The organism is Hyphomonas johnsonii MHS-2 (assembly GCF_000685275.1).
GTDB lineage: Bacteria > Pseudomonadota > Alphaproteobacteria > Caulobacterales > Hyphomonadaceae > Hyphomonas > Hyphomonas johnsonii.
The window spans coordinates 745,198-761,783 of sequence record NZ_ARYK01000001.1 but is presented as its reverse complement, the minus strand read 5'-3'; the positions used below and the strand labels follow the sequence as shown (position 1 = coordinate 761,783).

General features: G+C 64.7%; 17 protein-coding genes. 8 read left to right on the top strand and 9 right to left on the bottom strand.

Annotated elements, in window-relative coordinates; translation table 11 throughout:
• The first annotated feature begins 87 nt into the window (after positions 1-87).
• Positions 88-294 (top strand): DUF2842 domain-containing protein, encoded by a 207-nt coding sequence (locus HJO_RS03580; RefSeq protein WP_035613557.1) that lies wholly within the window; start codon positions 88-90, stop codon positions 292-294.
• Here HJO_RS03580 and HJO_RS03575 read toward each other — a convergent pair.
• Positions 291-1,607: an RsmB/NOP family class I SAM-dependent RNA methyltransferase gene (locus HJO_RS03575; protein ID WP_035613556.1), complete on the bottom strand. Its 1,317-nt coding sequence runs from the start codon at positions 1,605-1,607 to the stop codon at positions 291-293. The genes HJO_RS03580 and HJO_RS03575 overlap by 4 nt on opposite strands.
• Before the next feature lie 122 nt (positions 1,608-1,729).
• On the opposite strand from HJO_RS03575, the gene HJO_RS03570 reads away from it, so the two are divergent.
• Both HJO_RS03570 and HJO_RS03565 read left to right on the top strand, forming a co-directional pair.
• Positions 1,730-2,032, top strand: coding sequence for a DUF1330 domain-containing protein (locus HJO_RS03570; RefSeq protein ID WP_035613554.1), 303 nt, complete (start codon positions 1,730-1,732; stop codon positions 2,030-2,032).
• A 9-nt stretch (positions 2,033-2,041) separates the two neighbouring features.
• Positions 2,042-2,647, top strand: a complete 606-nt coding sequence (locus HJO_RS03565) for a GNAT family N-acetyltransferase (protein WP_035613551.1) — start codon at positions 2,042-2,044, stop codon at positions 2,645-2,647.
• Positions 2,648-2,785: 138 nt separating this feature from the next.
• Here the strand turns inward: HJO_RS03565 and guaB are convergent, their stop codons facing one another.
• From guaB to HJO_RS03535, 6 genes are all read right to left on the bottom strand, one after another.
• Positions 2,786-4,243: an IMP dehydrogenase gene (gene guaB, locus HJO_RS03560; protein WP_035613549.1), complete on the bottom strand. Its 1,458-nt coding sequence runs from the start codon at positions 4,241-4,243 to the stop codon at positions 2,786-2,788.
• Positions 4,244-4,311: 68 nt separating this feature from the next.
• Positions 4,312-5,004: a hypothetical protein gene (locus HJO_RS03555; RefSeq protein WP_156945399.1), complete on the bottom strand. Its 693-nt coding sequence runs from the start codon at positions 5,002-5,004 to the stop codon at positions 4,312-4,314.
• A 173-nt stretch (positions 5,005-5,177) separates the two neighbouring features.
• Positions 5,178-5,591, bottom strand: a complete 414-nt coding sequence (locus HJO_RS03550; RefSeq protein ID WP_051618110.1) for a hypothetical protein — start codon at positions 5,589-5,591, stop codon at positions 5,178-5,180.
• Complete coding sequence (locus tag HJO_RS03545; protein WP_035613545.1) at positions 5,588-5,995, bottom strand: GFA family protein; 408 nt, start codon at positions 5,993-5,995, stop codon at positions 5,588-5,590. The genes HJO_RS03550 and HJO_RS03545 overlap by 4 nt, the downstream gene beginning before the upstream one ends.
• A 29-nt stretch (positions 5,996-6,024) precedes the next feature.
• Positions 6,025-6,729, bottom strand: a complete 705-nt coding sequence (locus HJO_RS03540) for an RlmE family RNA methyltransferase (protein WP_035613544.1) — start codon at positions 6,727-6,729, stop codon at positions 6,025-6,027.
• A complete protein-coding gene (locus tag HJO_RS03535) occupies positions 6,719-7,849 on the bottom strand; it encodes a Ppx/GppA phosphatase family protein (RefSeq protein ID WP_035613541.1) in 1,131 nt (376 codons plus the stop codon). The genes HJO_RS03540 and HJO_RS03535 overlap by 11 nt, the downstream gene beginning before the upstream one ends.
• 51 nt (positions 7,850-7,900) lie before the next feature.
• Here HJO_RS03535 and hspQ point away from each other — a divergent pair, with 51 nt between their 5' ends.
• Positions 7,901-8,353 carry a heat shock protein HspQ gene (hspQ, locus tag HJO_RS18090; RefSeq protein ID WP_084141407.1) on the top strand — a complete coding sequence of 151 codons (453 nt, stop codon included), beginning with the start codon at positions 7,901-7,903 and terminating at the stop codon, positions 8,351-8,353.
• Between the two features lie 6 nt (positions 8,354-8,359).
• Here the strand turns inward: hspQ and rfaE2 are convergent, their stop codons facing one another.
• Positions 8,360-9,826, bottom strand: coding sequence for a D-glycero-beta-D-manno-heptose 1-phosphate adenylyltransferase (gene rfaE2 / locus HJO_RS03525; RefSeq protein WP_035613539.1), 1,467 nt, complete (start codon positions 9,824-9,826; stop codon positions 8,360-8,362).
• A gap of 174 nt (positions 9,827-10,000) precedes the next feature.
• Here rfaE2 and HJO_RS03520 point away from each other — a divergent pair, with 174 nt between their 5' ends.
• The 4 genes from HJO_RS03520 to HJO_RS03505 are packed head-to-tail and all read left to right on the top strand — an operon-like array spanning position 10,001 to position 14,827.
• Positions 10,001-11,491, top strand: a complete 1,491-nt coding sequence (locus HJO_RS03520; RefSeq protein WP_338390240.1) for a cryptochrome/photolyase family protein — start codon at positions 10,001-10,003, stop codon at positions 11,489-11,491.
• Positions 11,488-12,804: an NAD(P)/FAD-dependent oxidoreductase gene (locus tag HJO_RS03515; RefSeq protein ID WP_035613535.1), complete on the top strand. Its 1,317-nt coding sequence runs from the start codon at positions 11,488-11,490 to the stop codon at positions 12,802-12,804. Before HJO_RS03520 ends, HJO_RS03515 begins: the two co-directional genes overlap by 4 nt.
• Positions 12,801-13,607, top strand: a complete 807-nt coding sequence (locus HJO_RS03510; protein WP_051618108.1) for a DUF1365 domain-containing protein — start codon at positions 12,801-12,803, stop codon at positions 13,605-13,607. The genes HJO_RS03515 and HJO_RS03510 overlap by 4 nt, the downstream gene beginning before the upstream one ends.
• Positions 13,604-14,827 (top strand): SAM-dependent methyltransferase, encoded by a 1,224-nt coding sequence (locus HJO_RS03505; protein ID WP_035613533.1) that lies wholly within the window; start codon positions 13,604-13,606, stop codon positions 14,825-14,827. The genes HJO_RS03510 and HJO_RS03505 overlap by 4 nt, the downstream gene beginning before the upstream one ends.
• Positions 14,828-14,914: 87 nt before the next feature.
• On the opposite strand, the gene HJO_RS03500 is transcribed toward HJO_RS03505, so the two are convergent.
• The gene (locus tag HJO_RS03500) at positions 14,915-16,549 is read right to left on the bottom strand and encodes a CTP synthase (protein ID WP_035613531.1); all 1,635 of its coding nucleotides are present in this window, start codon (positions 16,547-16,549) and stop codon (positions 14,915-14,917) included.
• Between the last annotated feature and the right edge of the window lie 37 nt (positions 16,550-16,586).

The window sequence follows — 16,586 nt, the reverse complement described above, 5'->3', positions numbered from 1 at the left end:
GCCGCCTAAATGGCCTATTCACCCGAACCGGCAAGAGGCGACCATGTCGCATGCCGCCTGCCTTGACCCGAGAAAGCCCGGAACCCGATGAGAAAAATAGTCGCCAGCCTCGTCCTGCTCGCCTTCATCGCGGTCTGGATATTCGTTGCCGCAACGGTCGGATCGGCGACGTCCGCCTGGCCGCGCTGGACCCTGCCGCTGTTCTACATCGTCGCCGGGTTTGGCTGGATCCTGCCGATCCGGCCGCTGTTCAGGTGGATGAACAGCGGCCCGCAGCCGGAAGTGGACGACTAGGCGTCCGCACCGGCGCGCCGCAGCACGGCAAAGAAGAACCCATCCGTCCCGGCACGGCGCGGCGTCAGGCGCACGCTGCCGGCCGGCATGCGGAAACGCTGCACGACATTGGCGCCCTCGTCCGTCAGCAGGCCCGACGCGGCGGCCGCCGCAGCGGCGTCTTCCTCGGTGAACTCCGGATGCGCGGCGAGGAATTCCTCGACCCGGTCCTCGCCCTCTTCCATCAGGAAGGAACAGGTGGCGAAGACGAGACGGCCGCCCGGCTTCACGAATGCGCTGGCGCTGGCCAGGATCTGGGTCTGCTCGGCCATGCGCTTTTCAAGCTGGCCCTGCTTGATCCGCCACTTGGAATCCGGCCGGCGCCGCCACGTGCCCGTTCCGGTGCACGGCGCATCCACGAATACGCAGTCCATCAGCCCGGTCAGCGTATCCAGCTGCACCGCCTCGCTCGGATGCACGAGTTGCACATTGGTCGCGCCGGAGCGCTTGAGGCGCGGGATCAGCGCGCTGAGCCGCTTGCCGTCAATGTCATAGGCGAAGATCTGCCCCTTGCCCTTCATCTGGGCGGCCAGCGCGATCGTCTTGCCACCGCCGCCGGAACAATAGTCCAGTACCTGTTCGCCGGGCTGCGCGTTCGCTGCGGCTGCCGCGATCTGGCTGCCGGCGTCCTGGACTTCGACCCAGCCCTTGGAATAGGCCGGGATGCTTTCCAGCGAGGCCTCACGCTTGCTCGGGTCCTTTGCCGGAATATGAAATGCGTTGTGCAGCAGGCGTGACGGCTCTGCATCTGCGCTCTTCAGCGGAAAGGCAGCCTTCTCGGCATCCACTTTCAGCGTGTTGACCCTGAGATCGACATCCGCCCGCATGGCCATCGCCTGCACTTCTTCCACCGCGTCTGCGCCGAACACGCGGGCCATCATCGGCGTCATCCATTCGGGGAAATCGCCCTGAACATGGGCCGGCGCGGCCGGGTCGGGCGCACCGACCAGGCGTTCGCGCTCAGCCGCTGTCAGGGCCTCGGGCGCATGCTCGTCGTCCATCGCCGCCTCGATCTGGGCGATATCCCAGCCCCAGGCAAAGCCCAGCGCCCCCAGCACGAGCGCCCGCGGGCTGTCTTCGCCCATCCGGTAGCCGATCGAATTCTTCCGGCGCAGCGCGTCGAGCACGAGGCCTGACACCCAGGCCCGGTCCTTGCTGCCGGCATAGCGCGCGCTCTTGCCCCAGTCGCGCATCGCCGTCTTGACCGGCTGGTGCCGCTCCAGCACGTCCGTCAGGACACCAATTGCCGCCGAAATCTTGCCACCACTACGCATAGGTCTGCCTCGTTCATCGTCTGGACTGGACGCCTTACGCTGGCTTTGCCGGCAAGGAAACTCATAGACACTGCATAGCGGGTAATCTTACAGTTGTATTCCACAGGAAGGGAGGGCTTGCCGTGGCCGCTTACATTATCGCCCAGATCAACATCGCCGACCGTGAAACCTACTCGAAATACGAGGCGCGGTTCATGGATGCGTTCACGCGATTCGGGGGCAGATTGCTGTCCGTCGACGAGAACGTGCACGTTCTCGAGGGCGACTGGTCCTACACCCGCACCGTTCTCGCTGAATTCCCGAGCAAGCCGGCGGCCCTGGAATGGTATGACTGCCACGAATACCAGGCGCTGGCCGCATTTCGCCATGCCGCCTCGGTCAGCAATGTCGTGCTGCTGGATGCCTTCGCCGCGAATCCCGGCTGAGGGCACGCCATGCAGATCGACCTTCCCGAAGGGATCCGCACCGCCACACGCGCCGACTGGCGCCAGCTGGGCGACATCACCGCAGAGGCGTTTTTCGACGATCCGGTGAACAGGTGGATGTTCGGCACGCCCCGCGCCATCCGGTCGGTCTTCACCACCCTGGCGCGTGACGTCTACCTGAAACGGGGCATGTGCTTCCTGGCCGGCGATGGCGGCGCAACCATGTGGTGCCGGTCAGAGAGCATCCGCGCCATACCACCCCTGGCCATGCTCGGCCTCGCTGCCGGCGTTGCCCGCTGGGGCAGCAAGGGCGCCGTGGGACGCACGCTCAAGGCCGGCGACGTGATGGACGCCAACCACCCGCACGAACCGCACATGTACCTGTTCACCATCGGCACACGGACGGCCGCGCGCGGCAAGGGGATCGGCAAGGCGCTGCTCCGGCCGGTGCTGGAGGCCTGCGACCGCGACCGCCTGCCCGCCTATCTCGAAAATTCGAACCCCGACAATACCGGCTTCTACATCAGCCAAGGCTTCGAACGGATGAAGCTGTTCCATGTTGGCGACGGCGCGCCCCCGCTGGAAGCGATGTGGCGGAAGCCAAAGGCCCTTTAGGAACCTCATCCGAATTCGGAGGGCGCTCTGAAAGGGCCTCATCCTGAGCGAAGTCGAAGGACGAGGTCCGTGCGGCCGGCACCCTCAACTCATCCCGCCCATCCTTCGACTTCGCTCAGGATGAGCTGCACGCGAGCCCTACCCCCGGCTGACCGAATAGTTCGGCGCTTCGCGCGTCATCATCACGTCGTGGACGTGGCTTTCGTGCAGGCCGGCGCCGGTGATCTGGACGAATTCGGCCTTCTTGTGCAGCTCGTCGATATCCTTGGCGCCAACATAGCCCATCGCGGCACGCAGGCCGCCGACCATCTGGTGCACGATCGGGCCGATCGGCCCCTTGAACGGCACCTGGCCCTCGATGCCTTCCGGCACCAGCTTGTCGGCCGCCGCGTCCTTCTGGAAATAGCGGTCGGCCGAACCGCGCGCCATCGCGCCCAGGCTGCCCATGCCGCGATACGCCTTGTAGCTGCGTCCCTGGTAGAGGAACACTTCGCCCGGCGCTTCCTCGGTGCCGGCAAACATGCTGCCCATCATGGCGGTTGCCGCACCCGCCGCCAGCGCCTTGGCAAAGTCGCCCGAGAACTTGATGCCGCCATCGGCGATGATCGGGATGCCGGACTTCGCGCCGACATTCGCGCACTGCTCGATTGCCGTCAGTTGCGGCACGCCGACGCCTGCCACGATCCGCGTCGTGCAGATCGAGCCTGGCCCGATGCCCACTTTCACCGCGTCCGCACCGGCGTCGATCAATGCCTTGGTCGCCTCAGCGGTCGCCACGTTGCCGGCGATGATCTGCACCGCGTTCGAAATCTTCTTGGCCCGGCGCACGGCGTCCGCCACGCTGATCGAATGGCCATGCGCGGTATCGATCACGATCGCGTCGACGCCCGCCTCGATCAGCGCCATCGTGCGCTCGTAACCCGCGTCGCCCACGGTCGAGGCGGCGGCGACCCGCAGGCGCCCGGCCGCGTCCTTGGCGGCGTTCGGGTTGACGGCGGCCTTGTCCATGTCCTTGACCGTCAGCAGGCCAAGGCACTTGCCGTCCTTGTCGACGATCAACAACCGTTCGATCCGGTGCTTGTGCAACAGCGCGCGTGCCTCGGCCGGATCGGTGTCCATCTTCACGGTCACGATATTGCGCGTCATCAGGCTGGCGATGCTCTCGTTCAAGTCATCGGCGAAACGAGTGTCGCGATTGGTGATGATGCCGACAACCTTGCCGTTCTTCTCGACCACGGGAATGCCGGAAAAGCCGGTGCGCGCCTTCAGTTCGCGCAGTTCGCCCAGCGTGGCGGTCGGCGCGATGGTGACGGGGTTCATCACCACGCCGCTCTCGTACTTCTTCACCATCGCCACTTCGCCCGCCTGTTCCTCGATCGACAGGTTGCGGTGGATGACGCCAATGCCGCCTGCCTGGGCCATGGCAATGGCCAGCCGGGCTTCGGTGACCGTGTCCATGGCCGCCGAGATGAGGGGGATATTCAGGCCTATGGACTTGGTCAGGAATGTCGAGACATTCACATCGGCAGGTAAAACCTCGCTTGCGCCGGGCTGCAGGAGCACGTCGTCAAAAGTGATAGCTTGTCGGATTTTCATGTGGGGAGCTCCCTTTTTGGCCTAGTAAGGGAGTCGTGACGTGTTGTGAAGTGGCCAATTCACACAATTCAGCGGCGCCGTCGGCTGCGGACACTTCCCGAGCTGCGGGCGAGGATCTCACGGGCCCGCTCGATCTGTGCAATCACGCTGTCAGGCACCTCGACCGCATTCTTGCTGTAGGGCTGCCATGTCTCGAAAGCGGCCAGCAGTTCGGCTGCAACAGGGGCTGAAATCACGCCATCGTCTTCCAGGGCCAGGATCCTGACGCGATAGTCCTGCTTGCCGAGATTGCTGTACTTGCGCTTCAGCCGGCCGGCGGAGACGTTTTCGGCTACCGCATCCAGGTCTTCCTTGAGCTTTTCCAGCGTATGGGCGCCGCCCACAACTTTCGCGCGCTTTTCGAAATAGGTCGCGCCGGGCTTGCGCAATCCCCCCCCGCCGACGGCCTCTTCCGCGTCCGATTCGGCAATCCCGGTCCTGGAACGCGCTTGCGGCACGCTTGGCGCAGGGGCAGGCGCGGCCATCACTTCCGGTTCGGGGTCCGGTGCGCGGTTCTCGAGTTCGTGGGTCAGGTCTGCCTTGAGCCGCCCGTCATCGACCTTCTCGCCGATCCGTCCGACCCGCCGGTTGATCACGAGGCCGATGGCCAGTGTCGCTGCGGCGATGATGAATTCGCTATTGGCGAGTTCCCACAATGTCAGGTCGTCCGGTATTCCCAAAAAGTCGCCAAACGCTGCCCCGAATCCGAAAAAAGTGTCCACCAATCAGTCCCCCAACTATCAAGCGTCCATGTACCCTATCAGAGGAATAACCGGTGAGGAAGTTCGCGTGCAAGGCAGGGCCGGATATCGGCGCGCCACAGGGAATCATCCTTGTGGCAGGTGCAATCGCGAACAATTGCACCTGCCAGGAAGCACGGCGCCTGGCCCGGGGATCAGTCGATGCAGAGGGCGGCCTGCACGCGGCCACCTTCGACCGTGGTCATGCAGCCGAACGGGCTGTCATCGGCTTCGCACTGGCCTGCGGCAGTCCTGTCGCCCATCCCGGCATCAGACGTGTCCGGCAGCAGGCATTTGCCGAGGCAGTCGTCGGCCCCCATGCAGGCCTTGCCGGCATCCGCGTAGGGCCGGACACATTCGTCATTGCCCATCATGCCGCCGGGAACGACCCGGCCGCCGGCGGCCTTGCAGCTGGCATGCTCGGCACGTGTCGCGCGCCGCCCTTCGAATTGGATCTTCACATGCCCGGCGGGTTCAGCCGTCTCAGCCCCGCCGCCGGGTGTGACGGGTGTGGTGCAGCCTGCTAGCAGCGCCATGGCGGCGCACGCAATTGTCCAGTGGCGGATCATCCCGGGAACCTTTCAAACGCCGGAATGCCGTCCGGGATGTGATGGAAACTCTGGGCATCTGCCGTCTGCATGACGACTTGCGGCTGCCCGAACACGGCAGGCTCATCGAGCGTGCCGACCTTCAGGATCACCGCCCCCGGCAATCCCTTCGCACGGGTCAGGATATGCACGCCGCACGCGGCACAGAACTCGCGTGTCGCCGCGCCGGCCAGGTCGGGGTTTGTATAGGCTTTCGTGGCCCCTTGCGTGAACTTGAAGCCCGCTTCCGGCATGGCCAGGAAGTCATTCGGTTGGCCGCCGGTGAAGTACTGGCACTCGCGGCAATGGCACTGCGCCTTCATGACGGGGTCGCCCTCGGCCTCGTAGCGCACCGCGCCGCAATAGCATCCGCCTGTAATCTTCATCGTTCCCTCCGCTATGGTCTGGAGAGACCCTACCCCTTGAAGCCCTTGGCAACCACGAAAATCTCGGGGCTGCCGGCCCGGCTGGCGGGCGGCTTGATATGCTTGACTGTGGTGAAGTGTGCCTTGAGCGATTCAAGTACATCCTTCGTTGCACCGCCCTGGAAGACCTTCGAGCAGAAGGCCCCGCCGGGCGAGAGGTGTTCGATTGCAAACCCGACCGCCAGTTCGACCAGCGCGACAGTTCGCAGGTGGTCGGTCTGCCGGTGGCCGGTCGTGTTGGCCGCCATGTCCGACAGCACGAGGTCCGGTTTGGCGGTAAGGCCGGCCATCATCCGTGCCACGTCGGCCGGTTCGTTGACGTCACCCTGAACGATATGCGCGCCCTCGACCGGGTCCACGGGCAGGAGGTCGATGCCGACGACTTCCCTTGCCCCTTTTGCAACCGCAACCTGAAGCCACCCACCCGGCGCACAGCCAAGGTCGACGATGCGCTGCCCCTGCTTCAGCAGGCCGAGCTTGGTGTCGATCTCAAGCAGCTTGTAGGCGGCACGGGCGCGGAAGCCGGCGTCTTTCGCCTTGCGCACATAGGGATCGGCCAGCTGCCGCTCGAGCCATTTCTTCGAACTGTCAGACTTCGCGCGGTGGGCATGGATCTTCCGTTCACCGGTCTGGCGGCCCGACGAGCCTTCCTTGCCGGTCGGCCCTTTCCAGCGGCGTTTTTCCTCATCCGTCATTGTGGTCGCCTTCATGGTCACCTGTCGCGCTGCCGGCTGCCGGCTTGCGGCCCCGGCGTCCGCGCCGGCGGGTCTTCGACTTTTTCGGACCATACATCATTGACAGGAGAAGTCCTTCACGCAGTCCGCGGTCGGCCACCCGGAGGCGGCCGGCAGGAAAGGCCTCCCACACGGCCTCGACGATGGCACACCCTGACAGCATCAGCCCGGCCCGTTCCTCGCCGATTGTCGGCAATGTGGCCCGGCCATCAAGGCCAAGGTCGCGCAGCAGCTGGATGGTCGCCGCGCTTTCCTCCCGGCTGAGCCAGGACCCGTCGACCCGGTCGCGCCGGTAACGGTCGAGCTTGAGATGCACGCCGGCGAGGCAGGTGACCGTGCCGGACGTGCCGATCATGTGGGCACCGGTCGCGCCCATCGCCTCGCGCACCTGCTCGATGCCGGTCCAGGCGTTCAGTACCTTGCGGGCATGGTCCAGCATGTGGGGATACCCCTCCCCCTCGTCAAAATGGGAAAAGGCTTCCGACAGGGTCACCACGCCCAGCGGCAGGCTGGTCCAGCTGAGGATCGGCGCCTGTTCCAGGAGGCCGCGGAACCCGTTGGCCCGTGCCATGTCCGCATTGACCCAGGAGAGTTCGGTCGACCCGCCGCCAATATCGACGACGAGGACGGAAGCCGCATCCGGCTCGATCAGGTCATGGCACCCGATCGTGGCCAGCCGGGCTTCTTCCTTCGAACCGATGATCTTGAATGTGAGGCCGGTTTCCGCGTGCACGCGGCGGATGAATTCCGCGCCATTGTCGGCCTTGCGGCAGGCTTCGGTGGCGATGCAACGCACCCGGCCGACGCCGTGCTGCTTGATCTTTTTCCGGATGTTCTGGAGGGCGTCGATGGCCCGGTCTATGGCCGCGTCCGACAGGCGCCCGGTCTCATGCAGGCCCTCGCCAAGGCGGGCGATCTGGGAATGTGAATCGACCACGCGAAATGTCTTCCCGCGCGGTTCGGCGACCAGCAGGCGGCAATTATTAGTGCCAAGATCGACCGCCGCGAACAGCGGCCCCGTTTTCCCGTTGCGCTGAGGGGTCCGTCTCGGTCGGACACCCGGCGCTTTTTTATCAGCCATGGTGTGGCCCAAATTTCTGTCTTGAGGCATTGTGTATCACAGGAGCTGGAAATGGCTAGTGGACCAAAACTCTTGGGATGGTTGAAAAACCCCTTTGGCAACAGGGCAAAAGCCCTGCCGAAACGCCTGCTTCTCCTCGACCACCCGATCGATGAACACCGCCGTTACAACGCCATTTCCAAGCACGTCGCGAAATTCCAGATCGGACAGGTTGTCCGGCACCGCATGTTCCCGTTCCGGGGCGTCATTTTCGATGTCGACCCGCAATTCGCCAATACATCGGATTGGTACGAGTCGATTCCGGAGGAAGTGCGGCCCCGCAAGGACCAGCCATTCTATCACCTGTTCGCCGAAAACGACCGCACGCATTACGTCGCCTATGTGTCGGAACAGAACCTGCTGCCCGACGATTCAGTCGCGCCGCTGACGCACCCGGACATCCTGGACTGGTTCGTCCTGACCGGCCCCGGCACGTACGAGCTGAAAAAGGGCGTGGCGAACTAGGGTCCGCTAATCCGCCTTGGCGTTCGCGCGGGCGATGGCGGCAGTTGTCGACTGGCCGTCGACCAGCGGCACGATGTGGACGGTTCCGCCGCGCGCGGTGACAATGTCTGCCCCGACAATCGTCTCGATCGTATAGTCGCCGCCCTTGACCAGCAGGTCGGGCTGCAGGGCGCGGATCAGCTCTTCCGGCGTGTCCTCGTCGAACACGACAACCGCATCGACCGCCGACAGGCCGGAGAGCACGCGGGCGCGGGATTCTTCGTCATTGACCGGGCGATTGGCGCCCTTCAGGCGGCGCACGGAGGCGTCGGAGTTGAGGCCGACGACCAGCCGGCCGCACCGGGCCTTTGCTTCTTCCAGCACGCGCAGGTGGCCCGGATGCAGGATGTCGAAACAGCCATTGGTGAAGCCGACCGTGAGCTGGGCGTCGCGCCAGACATGCGTCTGGTCGACCAGTGTTTCCAGCGGGATATGCGAGACGCCCCCCTGTTTGAGGCCCATCTGCAGCGCCGCCTGCAACTCGGCCGCAGACACGGTGGCCGTGCCTGACTTGCCGACCGCAATGCCGGAGGCGGCAATTGCCAGCTCCACGGCTTCCGCGAGGCTGCCGCCCGCTGCGAGGCCGAGGCCAAGCGCTGCGATGCTGGTGTCGCCTGCGCCGGACACGTCGTAGACTTCACGTGCCTCACCCGACCGGTGCATGACGGGTCCGCCCCTTGTCTGGAATGACATGCCCTTGGCGGCCCGGGTCACGACGATGGCACGCGCCGGCAGCGTATCGAGCGCGACCGACAGCGCCTCGACGGCGTCCCGGTCGGTCTCCACCGACAGCCCGAACGCGAGGCCCAGTTCGGAGGCGTTCGGTTTCAGCAGGTCGATTTCGCCATAGCGGGCAAAGTCTCGCCCTTTCGGGTCTGCGATCACCGGAATGCCGTGCGCCCTGCCGGCTGCGATGGCGGCGGCAATCACGGCATCCGTGACTGCGCCCTTGGCATAGTCGGACAGGATGATCAGGTCGGCTTGCCGCGCAGCATGCTCCAGCGACACTACGATATCGGCCTCTGCCGAGAGGTCGATCTGACGCGAATCCTCGCCATCAACCCGCAGCAATTGCTGGCCGGCCGCCACGAACCGCGTTTTCAGGGTCGTCGGCCGGTCGCGCATCACGATCAGGTCCGTATCGATATCCCGCAGGTCGCCAAGCAGTTCCGCCAGCGTGCGGCCCTCTGCATCATCTCCGACAACACCGATCAGCGACGTCGACAGGCCGAGCGAAGACAGGTTGCGCGCGACATTGCCCGCGCCGCCCGGCATGGCGGCTTCCCGCGTGCGCTTCATGATCGGCACAGGCGCTTCCGGCGAAATCCGCATCACGTGGCCATATACAAAGCGGTCGAGCATGACGTCCCCGACGCAGACCACGCGCTTGCCGGCCCCGGCCTTGACCAGGTCTCTCAGTGCCCCGGTTCCCATCAGGCGTGCCCGCCGGAAGATGACGTGAGTTCAGCGCATCCGGCGCTGGCGCGTGTCGTGGCGGTCATGTGGCCGACTCCCTTGTTGCCTTGGATATAGCCGGGCCGGGGCCTCGGTGAAAGCCATCCGCGCATCCGCGCTGATCCAGATCGCGCCCGGCTCCGTAAGAGAAGCATATGTTCACCCGAAACGATCCGGAGTCTGCACCTGCCCTCACCTGCCCCCGCCCTCGTCTGGTTTAGAGAAGATCTCCGCCTGGCTGACAATCCCGCGCTGCATGCCGCTGCCGCGACCGGAAAGCCGCTGGTCCTGCTGTTCATCCTCGACGAGGAGACGGCCAGCCTGCGCCGTGCGGGCGGTGCCTCGAAATGGTGGCTCGACAAGTCTCTCGCCGCGCTGGCGGCGGATATCAAGGCGCTCGGCGGGCAGCTGACCCTCCGGTCCGGCGCATCCGGCCCGGCGCTCGACAAGGTGCTGAAAGAGACCGGGGCCGACTGCGTGTTCTGGAACCGCCGCTACGACAAGGCCGAGCGTGACGTCGACGCCGGGATCAAGGCAGACCTCACCGCCCGCGGGCTGACCGTGGCGAGCCGTGGCGGGCGCCTGCTGACCGAGCCCTGGGATATCCGGACGGGCGCTGGCGGGTACTACAAGGTGTTCACACCCTACTGGCGCGCATTGCGCGCGGCCTATGTTCCGCCTGATCCGCTGCCCCGGCCAGCCTCCCTCTCTGGGCCGAAGGTGAAGTCCGATTCACTGTCCGAATGGGGGCTGCACCCGACGCGCCCGGACTGGGCCGGTGGACTCGCCGAAGCCTGGGTGCCGGGCGAACAGGGCGCCGCCGACCGCCTGGCCGAATTCCTCGACGGGCCCGTCAGCCAGTACCCTGACCTGCGCAACCGGCCCGACAGGGAATCGGCCACGTCACGGCTGTCACCGCACCTGCGCTTCGGAGAGATCGGCCCGGCGCAGGTCTGGCGCGCCACCCGGCATGGTATCGACATGGGCCACCTCGACGAGAGCGGAGCCATGACCTTCCTGTCCGAGATCGCCTGGCGCGAATTCTCCTACGTCCTGCTCTACCACAACCCGGACCTGGCAGACGAAAACTACAATCCCGCTTTCCGGCACATGCCGTGGCGCAGCGACCGCGACGCCTACGATGCCTGGTCGGAAGGCCGGACCGGCTATCCGATCGTCGATGCCGGCATGCGCCAGCTCTGGCACACCGGGTTCATGCACAACCGGGTACGGATGATCGTGGCCTCGTTCCTGACCAAGCACCTGTTGCTGCCCTGGCAAATGGGAGAAGCCTGGTTCTGGGACACGCTGGTTGACGCAGACCCGGCATCGAACCCGGCAAGCTGGCAATGGACGGCCGGCAGCGGCGCGGATGCAGCGCCCTATTTCCGGATATTCAATCCGATCACGCAGGGGCGCAAGTTCGACGCATCCGGCGATTATGTCCGCCGCTGGTGCCCGGAACTGGAAGACCTGCCGGACAAGTATCTCCATGCGCCGTGGGAGGCGGATGCCGCAACCCTCAAGGTCGCAGGCGTCGCGCTCGGCGACACCTACCCCCATCCCATCATTGAACATGCGCTGGCCCGCCTGCGCGCGCTCGACGCCTATGATACCCTCAAGCAAAGACGGAGCGCCGCATGAAACGCATCGCCATTATCGGATCTGGCATATCGGGCCTCGGTGCGGCCTATGCCCTGAAAGACACCGCCGACGTCACCGTGTTCGAAAAACGCGAGCGCGCAGGCGGCCATGCCTGCACGCATGTGTTTGACTATGACGGGCACGAAACGTCCGTCGACCTCGGATTCATTGTCTACAACGCGCTGAACTACCCGAACCTGATCGGCTTCTTCGACGCGCTCGGCGTCGAGACGCAGGCATCGGACATGAGCTTTGGCGTGTCGGATCCGGACGGATGGGAATGGGCGTCCACCCTGCGCGGCATGTTTGCCCAGCGCGGCAACCTGCTCAGCCCCAGATTCCATCGCTTCTGGCGCGACATCCTGCGCTTCAACGACATTGCCCGGTCCGAACTGGAGCGCGGCTTGATCAAGGACGCGACGCTGGGTGCCTGGCTCGACCGGCACGCCTTCTCTGCTGCGTTCCGGCACAATTACGTCCTGCCGATGGGCGCGGCGATCTGGTCATCGCCGGAAGCCTGCATGCTCGACTATCCGGCGATGAGCTTCTTCCAGTTCTTCGAGAACCACCGCCTGATGCACAAGGAGCGCCCGCAATGGCGCACGGTGACCGGCGGCAGCCAGGCCTATGTCGCAAAGGCTGCCGCAGCGCTCGGCCCGCGCCTGCGCACCGGCACCGGCGTCACCCGCCTGTTCCCGTTCGGCGACCATACCAGCGTCGTTACGGATGACGGAAAGTCCCACGTCTTCGACGACGTCATCCTCGCCACGCATTCCGACCAGACCCTGCGGATGATCGAGAACAGTTACGACGACCAGGCCTTCCTCCTGCGGTCGGTGCATTATCGTCCGAACACGATCTACCTGCACCGCGACCCCGCCCTGATGCCGGCGCGTCGCAACGCCTGGGCCAGCTGGAACGTCCTGAAGCAACCCGGCGACGACATCTGCCTCACCTACTGGATGAACCGCCTGCAGGGCATGGACGACAAGCGGCCCTTGTTCGTCACACTCAATCCGGAAACGCCGCCGCGGGATGACCTGACCTTCCATCAGTACGAGTTCGACCATCCGCAGTTCGATGCGGCCGCCGAGGCCGCCGTACGCGGGCTGGCGCGGATCCAGGGGCAGGACGGCCTCTGGATGGCTGGCGCCTGGATGGGGCGCGGCTTCCACGAGGACGGCCTCAAATCCGGCCTGTCGGCCGCCCTGTCACTGGGCGGGCGCGTGCCATGGAACGCAAAAGACGTGGACATTCTGGCCCCTGCGCGCAAAAGTCCGGTTCTTGAAGTTGCAGCAGAGGTGTCCGTATGACGGCTCCGGCGCTCAATTTGTGGCTGGGCCAGACGGCACACGCGCGATACGTGCCGTTCGAACGCCGCTTTGCCTACAAGCTCGCCCTGATCGACATCGACATCGACCGGTTGGACGAAGCCGGCGCGCAGAGCGCCCTGTTCGCGGTTGACGCCCCCGGCCTGTTCTCCTTTCACCGCAGGGATCATGGCGCCCGGGCGGACGTGCCCCTGCGGCGCTGGGCGGAGGAGACCCTGGCGAGCGCAGGCGTGTACCTCGCAGGCGGCGCAATCCGTCTCGTCACGTTTCCGCGCCACATGTTCTACAAGTTCGCGCCGATTTCGCTCTGGTACGGCTACGGCCCGGACGGTGCCCTGCGCGGGATCATTTACGAGGTGAACAACACATTCGGCGAGACCCATTCCTATGTCGCTGCCGTGACCAGTGACCGGTCACAACACGAAGCGGGCAAGGCGTTCCATGTCTCACCCTTTTTCGATGTCACCGGCGCCTACCGCTTTACCCTCCGTGCACCGTCAGACCGCCTCGGCGTCGTGGTCGAGAGCCTGAAGGACGGCCAGCGCCTGCACATGGCGAACATCACGGCCCGGCGCCGCCCGGCCACCACCTCCGCCTTCCTGCGCATCGCCCTCACGGCCCCCTTTTCCACCCTGGGCGTTGCACTCGCCATCCACTGGCAGGCGGCGAAAATCTGGCTTCGCGGAGCGAAATACCGGTCGAAACCGGCCCCGCCGGAACCCTGCGCCACGATCGCCGTTGAATCGAAACGCGATATTCCCCATGTTGAGAAGGACGCCGCATGACCGATCCGATCATCGCCACCGCCCAGTCCGTTAGCCGGCTGAAGGGCATCCCGACCACATTCAGGCTGGCCGCGCTCGCGATATTGCGCACCCAGCGGGGCGAACTCCTATTCACCCTTCCCGACGGCCGGGCGCTGCTGTTCCGCAATGCCGAGCCGGGGCCGCGGGCCGAAGTGATCGTGCACGACTACGACTTCGTCAAACGCGCCCTTGCCAGCGGCGATGTCGGGTTCGCCGAAGCCTATATGGACAGCCAGTGGTCGACACCGAACCTGACCCGCGTGCTGCAATTCTTCTCGGCCAATTTCGAAGCCGCCGGGCGGCTTGCGAAAGGCGGCGCCGTCGTGCGCTGGGCCAACATGGTGCGCCACCTGTTCAACCGGAACTCCAAGGCTGGCGCCCGACGCAACATCATGGCGCACTACGATCTCGGGAACGACTTCTACAGCCTCTGGCTCGATCCCAGCATGACCTATTCCTCCGCCATGTTCGAAAGCCCGAACCAGTCGCTCGAACACGCCCAGCAGGCCAAGTACAAGGGCATCTGCGACCGCATCGAGGCAGGCCCGTCGAGCTCCATCCTCGAAATCGGGTGTGGCTGGGGCGGGTTCGCCGAATACGCGGCCAGCCAGCGCGGCAGCAAGGTTACCTGCCTGACGATTTCCCCCTCCCAGCGCGACTATGCGCAGGCCCGCATGCAACGCGAAGGCCTTGGCGAGCGTGTCGAGATCCGGCTCGAGGACTATCGCGACCATCAGGGCGTGTATGACGGTGTCGCCTCGATCGAGATGTTCGAGGCCGTCGGCGAATCCTACTGGCCGAGCTATTTCGCGAAGATATTCGACAGCCTGAAACAGGGCGGCAAGGCGGCGCTGCAGATCATCACGATCGAGGACTCGCTGTTTGAAAGTTATCGCAAGCGGGTGGACTTCATCCAGCGCTACATCTTTCCCGGCGGCATGCTGCCCGGCGAAAGCGCCCTCAAGGACCAGTTCGCCAAGGCCAGCCTGCGCCATGACGGCGTCCACTATTTCGGCCAGGACTATGCCCGCACCTGCCATGAATGGGCCCGCGCCTTCAATGACAAATGGAGCGACATCCAGCAGCTCGGCTTCGACGAGCCGTTCAAGCGGATGTGGAACTTCTATCTCTCCTATTGCGAAGCCGGATTCCTCGACGGCCGCATCAATGTCGGCCAGTTCCAAGTCTCCAAGGCCTGAACCATCTCGACGACGTCATCTGCCGAGGCCGCATCTAAATAGGAATCGTCAGCTTCGGCAACGCGGGGCGAGCCAGCTTCAAGGCTGTTAAACCAACCGGCTCTGCTTCACGGCCGCGCCGATGAAACTCGCAAACAGCGGGTGTGGCTGGAACGGGCGTGATTTCAGTTCCGGGTGGAACTGCACGCCGATGAACCAGGGGTGGCTCGGCAGTTCGAAAATCTCCGGCAGCCTGCCGTCAGGCGACATGCCGGAGAACAACAGGCCGGCTTTTTCAAGCCTGGCGATATAGCTCGCGTTCACTTCGTAGCGGTGACGGTGGCGTTCGGAAATATCGAGACTGCCATAGATCTCGGCAACCTTGCTGCCTTCCTTCAGGCGCGCCGGATAGGCCCCGAGGCGCATAGTGCCGCCCTTGTCGGTGGTCTCGTCACGAACGACCTTCTCGTTGCCCTTGGTCCACTCTTCCATCAGGCCGACGACCGGCGCCTTGGTCGGGCCGAATTCGCTGGTCGAGGCGTTCTTGATACCCGCCAGTTCGCGTGCCGCCTCGATCACCGACAGCTGCATGCCATAGCAGATGCCAAAGCAGGGCACCGCGCGTTCGCGCGCAAACCGGGCCGCCCGCATCTTGCCGTGTGCCCCGCGCTCGCCAAAACCGCCCGGCAGGATCACGCCATGCACGCCTTCGAGAATGTCCAGGGGTGCATGCTCGTCGTCGAACTGCTCTGAATCGATCAGGCGCACATCGACCTTCACCTGGTTGGCAAGGCCGCCATGCACCAGCGCTTCCATCACCGACTTGTAGGCGTCCGGCACGTCCGTGTACTTGCCGACAAGGCCGATGCAGACATCGCCATCGGGATGGCGGATCGTGTGCGCGATCGTGTTCCACGCCGTCAGGTCGGGCGCAGGTGCATCATCGATCCGGAAATGCGCGAGCACTTCGGAATCCAGCCCTTCATGGTGGTAGGCCGCCGGCACGTCATAGATGTGTCCGACATCGCGCGCCTCGATCACCGAGGACGGGCGCACGTTACAGAAGCTTGCAATCTTGCCCTTTTCCGTTTCCGGGATGGGCCGGTCGCAGCGGCACAGCAGGATCTGCGGCTGGATGCCGATCGAGCGCAATTCCTTGACCGAGTGCTGCGTCGGCTTGGTCTTCATCTCGCCGGCTGCCGGGATATAGGGCAGCAGGGTGAGGTGGATGAAGCAGGCCCGCTCCGGCCCCAGTTCCTGGCCGAGCTGGCGGATCGCCTCGAAGAAGGGCAGGCCCTCGATGTCGCCGACCGTGCCGCCGATTTCGCACAGCACGAATTCCACGTCTTCGCCGGGATCGGACAGAACGAAATCCTTGATCTCGTTGGTGACGTGCGGAATCACCTGGATCGTCGCGCCGAGGTAATCCCCGCGCCGTTCCTTCTCGATGATGCGCTGGTAGATGCGCCCGGTCGTGATGTTGTCCGACTGGCGCGCCGAGACGCCGGTGAAGCGCTCATAGTGGCCAAGGTCGAGATCGGTTTCGGCCCCGTCATCGGTGACATAGACCTCGCCATGCTGGCGTGGACTCATCGTGCCGGGGTCGACGTTGAGATAGGGATCGAGCTTGCGCAGGCGGACCTTGTAGCCACGTGCCTGAAGCAATGCGCCGAGCGCGGCTGACGCAATGCCCTTGCCGAGGGAAGACACCACGCCGCCCGTAATGAAGATATAGCGGATCATGGGACTATCCCGATGCCCTGATTCGTTGACGGGAAGC

Excerpts from the sequence above, each read along its gene's own strand:
- HJO_RS03580 (WP_035613557.1), top strand. The coding sequence starts at position 88 with ATGAGAAAAATAGTCGCCAGCCTCGTCCTGCTCGCCTTCATCGCGGTC.
- HJO_RS03575 (WP_035613556.1), bottom strand. The coding sequence starts at position 1,607 with ATGCGTAGTGGTGGCAAGATTTCGGCGGCAATTGGTGTCCTGACGGAC.
- HJO_RS03565 (WP_035613551.1), top strand. The coding sequence starts at position 2,042 with ATGCAGATCGACCTTCCCGAAGGGATCCGCACCGCCACACGCGCCGAC.
- guaB (WP_035613549.1), bottom strand. The coding sequence starts at position 4,243 with ATGAAAATCCGACAAGCTATCACTTTTGACGACGTGCTCCTGCAGCCC.
- HJO_RS03550 (WP_051618110.1), bottom strand. The coding sequence starts at position 5,591 with ATGATCCGCCACTGGACAATTGCGTGCGCCGCCATGGCGCTGCTAGCA.
- HJO_RS03545 (WP_035613545.1), bottom strand. The coding sequence starts at position 5,995 with ATGAAGATTACAGGCGGATGCTATTGCGGCGCGGTGCGCTACGAGGCC.
- HJO_RS03540 (WP_035613544.1), bottom strand. The coding sequence starts at position 6,729 with ATGACGGATGAGGAAAAACGCCGCTGGAAAGGGCCGACCGGCAAGGAA.
- HJO_RS03535 (WP_035613541.1), bottom strand. The coding sequence starts at position 7,849 with ATGGCTGATAAAAAAGCGCCGGGTGTCCGACCGAGACGGACCCCTCAG.
- hspQ (WP_084141407.1), top strand. The coding sequence starts at position 7,901 with ATGGCTAGTGGACCAAAACTCTTGGGATGGTTGAAAAACCCCTTTGGC.
- rfaE2 (WP_035613539.1), bottom strand. The coding sequence starts at position 9,826 with ATGGGAACCGGGGCACTGAGAGACCTGGTCAAGGCCGGGGCCGGCAAG.
- HJO_RS03515 (WP_035613535.1), top strand. The coding sequence starts at position 11,488 with ATGAAACGCATCGCCATTATCGGATCTGGCATATCGGGCCTCGGTGCG.
- HJO_RS03510 (WP_051618108.1), top strand. The coding sequence starts at position 12,801 with ATGACGGCTCCGGCGCTCAATTTGTGGCTGGGCCAGACGGCACACGCG.
- HJO_RS03505 (WP_035613533.1), top strand. The coding sequence starts at position 13,604 with ATGACCGATCCGATCATCGCCACCGCCCAGTCCGTTAGCCGGCTGAAG.
- HJO_RS03500 (WP_035613531.1), bottom strand. The coding sequence starts at position 16,549 with ATGATCCGCTATATCTTCATTACGGGCGGCGTGGTGTCTTCCCTCGGC.